General features: G+C 48.0%; 1 protein-coding gene. It reads right to left on the bottom strand.

Annotated elements, in window-relative coordinates; translation table 11 throughout:
- A partial coding sequence (locus tag H6S82_RS22570) for a PAS domain S-box protein (protein WP_191056740.1) occupies window positions 1-3884 on the bottom strand: 3884 nt, incomplete at its 3' end.
- Between the last annotated feature and the right edge of the window lie 22 nt (window positions 3885-3906).

The raw sequence follows: 3906 nt of genomic DNA, 5'->3' as shown, positions 1-3906 counted from the left end.
AGTCCCACTTGCGATCGCGTCAGACTGCTGTGGACATCGCCCTGGTGAAGATTGCTTTCTTGCCGAAAGCGATCGAACACGTAAGGTAAAAAGCCAGGACTAATCCCTTTACCCGTATCGGTTACAGTAATTTGGGCATAGGAAATTTCAGATTGCGAATTGAAAGTAGGATTTTGAGTTTCATTTTGCAATTTCAAATCTGCCATCTGTAATTTTTCCAGTTTAATTTCCACCACCCCGCCTTTGGGCGTAAACTTAATCGCATTAGACAGCAAATTCCACGCAATTTGCTGCAAGCGATCGGCATCAGCCGCAACTTCTCCTACAGCGTTAAAAACACACTTTAACTCCACACCCTGACGCTCAGCTGTCGGACGTACCGTATCCAGAGCCGCCACAAGCACAGGAATTGGATCGATGGGAGAGAGATTCAGTTCCAGTTTGCCGCGAATAATGCGCGAAACATCCAATAAATCCGAAACCATTTGCGTTTGCAAACGAGCATTGCGCTCGATCGTTTCCAGCGCTCGATCGGTCATAATCGCATCAACTTTCCGCGTCCGCAACAAATTCACCCAACCCAAAATAGCGTGTAGCGGCGTTCGCAGTTCGTGAGAGAGTATCGCCAGAAATTCATCTTTCAGGCGGTTGGCTTCTTGAGCTTCGCGGTGTGTTCTGCTATTGTCTATTGCTAAGGCAGCGCGGGTAGCCAACTCCTCTGCCAAAGCCAATTCTTCCCAACAGTAGCGGCGTCCCGACTCTGCATAAACAAATTCTAAAGCACCTAAAATCCTTCCTTGGGTAACTAGCGGTACGACAATAACAGACTGAGGTTTTAATGCTTCCAAAAGCTTACAATCTTCGGCATTAGAGGCGCACTGCGCGATCCGATCGTCGGCAAGTTCCGGATAGAACGCTGGCTTAAGAGTGCGTAACACTTCCAACACTGGATGCTCTAGATTCAGGTCGCCCGATTTTAGATTTTGGATTTTGCGGAAAGTCGGCGTCTTGGACGCCATATCCTCTACTTGGGGAGACCCCAAGATCGGAATGGCTCCGCTTCCCGTCACGATGCCGACCTTTCCAAGACAGGATTTTGAATTAGCTGCGTCAAGCTCATCATAAGTTTGCAGTTGCAGCAACAGTTCTTCCTGACGCGGATCTGAATGAGCGCTTGCCAGCCTCAAGATCTGACCTTCTTCTCCCACAATATAGAAAATACACCAATCAGCCAGATAAGGCAGTGCAAGGCGAGCCACTTGAGCGAGTGTAGTTTCGTAATCAAAAGAAGAAGCCAGCACCATGCTAGCCTCTGCCAGAAAAGCAAATCGTCGTTGCTGCGCCTCTGCCAAAACACGCGCCTCCTGTTCGCGAATTCTCTGAGCGCGTTCTTCCTCCGCTTCTTTGAGTTCCGTAATATCGCGGATCACAGCCAGCGCTGATTCGATCGCACCTTTTTTGTTTGGCTCTGGAACGACACGAGATTGATAGATACGCATTCCAATTGAAGTAGGACAGACAAATTGAATCGTTTGTTCAACACCGCTTTCAAATACTTTCGTCAGGGTCGTCTCCCACAGCTGGCATAACTCCTCTGGAGAACTGAGTTCTCGGAAATTCTTACCGATGAAATTTTCGGTTGGCGTTCCCGTCAACGTTTCCACCACCGGATTGACATACAGGTAACGCATTTCCCTGTCGCAGCGAAGAACGATATCTGGCGAATTTTCAACTAATGTTTTGAATTCCCGCTCGCGACGGTACAGTGCCTCTTCTGAGAGCTTGCGTTGCGTAATATCGCGCTCTATGGCGATCCAGTGCGTATACCACCCCGTTTCGTCAGCTACCGGTACGAGGCTCAGTTCTACCCAGAACTGGGAGCCATCTTTGCGGTAATTAATTAGTTCAAATACCCCTGGTTGCCAATTTTGTATGGTTTCCCGAAGTTGATTGAGAGTAGCTCGATCGCTCTGAGGCCCCTGCAAAATCCGAGGTGTTTTACCCACCACTTCCTGTAGAGTGTAGCCGGTCATACGGGTAAAAGCAGCGTTAACGTAGAGAATGTGCGGCCCCGGCTCCTCAATCGGCTCAGCTTCCGTAATTACGATCGCATCATTGGCGTTAACTACAACCGATTCCAGCAAGCGCAACTTCAATAGCGCCCGCACCCGATCGGTGGTATCCTGAACCAACAAGACAAAATAATCAATAGACCCGTCAGCGCGACGCACGCATTGGGTGGCGATGTCGGCATAAATAACTTCTCCATCTTTGCGGATAAACCGCTTGTCGATCGCATAGCTTTCCCTTTCGCCAGCCAAAATTTGATTGAAATTATCGATATCGGCAGCCAAATCATCCGCATGGGTAATCTCAACCCAAGTCATCTGGCTGAGTTCTTGTCGCGAATAGCCAAAGATATCGCACAATTTGTCGTTTACCTGCAACCAGCCTTTTTCCGGTGAGGTAATCGCAATACCGATTAAAGGCAGTTCAAAGTAACTGCGGAATCTTTCTTCACTTCTTCGCAAAGCTTCCTTTTCCGCCTCTAGTTCCCCGATTTTTTCTTGCAGCAGCCAATTGGAAAAAGCCAGTTCGTCAGTGCGTTGGGCGATCGCAATTTCCAATTCGGAAGCGAAGTTTTGCAGAACTATTTCAGCTTGTTTGCGATCGGTCATATCTTCCGCAATTCCCGCAATGCGATATACTTCTCCCAATTCGTTTTCGATGGGAAAAGCACGAGCCCATATCCAACGAATCGAGCCATTCGGTTGAACGATCCGATATTCTACTTCTAAGTGTTCTCCTCGAAGTTGCTTTTCAAAGGCAAGCAACACCTGTTGCTTGTCCTCGTGGTAAACAATATCGAAAAAAGAGGTCGGCTGTTCGGACAAACTCTGGCAGCTAAGACCCGATATTTGTTCGTAACGGGGACTGATGTAGAGTATTTTTGAGTTTTTCGGCTCGAACAACCAGAAAATTTCGCGAATGTGTTCTGCCAGTTGCCGAAAACGCTCTTCGGATTCTTGCAAAGCTGCTAGGGTTGTTTGCAGTTCGCGTTGGCGAATTCGCACTTCTTCTGCTAAAAGTGCCAAATTTTCCGTAGCAGAACCTAATTCCTGCTGAAGTATTTCTTTCGCGCGCTTCATGGCAATTTGATTCGCCACCCGCGCCTTCAATTCTTCAGATGAGAAAGGTTTCATTAAGTAGTCTTGTACCCCTTCTCGCAACATCTGCACGCGCAAGTCATCGTCTGCTTTGGCAGTCAGCAGCACAATTGGCACCGCATTCAATTCCCTATGCAAGCGAATCTGGCGTACCATTCGATCGCCAGTCATTTGGGGCATCATCACATCGCTGAGGATAGCGTCGGGATGCAACTTAAGTGCCAGTTCCAATCCTTCTTGCCCATTCAAAGCTGTGACGATGTTATAGTCAGATGCCAGCGTGTCGGCAATAAACCGATTCATTTCAGGATTGTCTTCGACTACAAGTACTCGTGGTTGAGTACTGGGAGCTGTTAAATAATCCTTAACTACATTAATTTCCGGCGATCGCAGTTCTGCCAGCATAACGCTCGCAAGTTCGCTGTTAATATTGTCTGAAGAAAGTGCGATCGCACTTGCTACCTCCACATCTGCTGGTGCGAGTAACGGCAATTCTACACTAAATCTCGCTCCACCTAAAACTGCTTCATCAACTGCGATCTTACCACCATGTAAATCAACAAATTCTTTGACAATTGCCAATCCCAATCCAGTACCGCCAAATTTGCGAGCAATTTCTGGTTCTCCTTGCCGAAATGGCTCGAAAATCACTTCCCGCAATTCGAGTGGCACACCAACACCGCTATCCTCTACAGTAATCCTGGCAGAAATAGGCACAAAGAGGAGTGGGGGAGTGGGG

It is taken from the genome of Planktothrix sp. FACHB-1355, from assembly GCF_014748295.1.
Lineage (GTDB): Bacteria > Cyanobacteriota > Cyanobacteriia > Cyanobacteriales > Aerosakkonemataceae > Aerosakkonema > Aerosakkonema funiforme_A.
The sequence above is the reverse complement of the archived record's forward strand: the minus strand, read 5'-3'. Positions and strand labels throughout refer to the sequence as shown.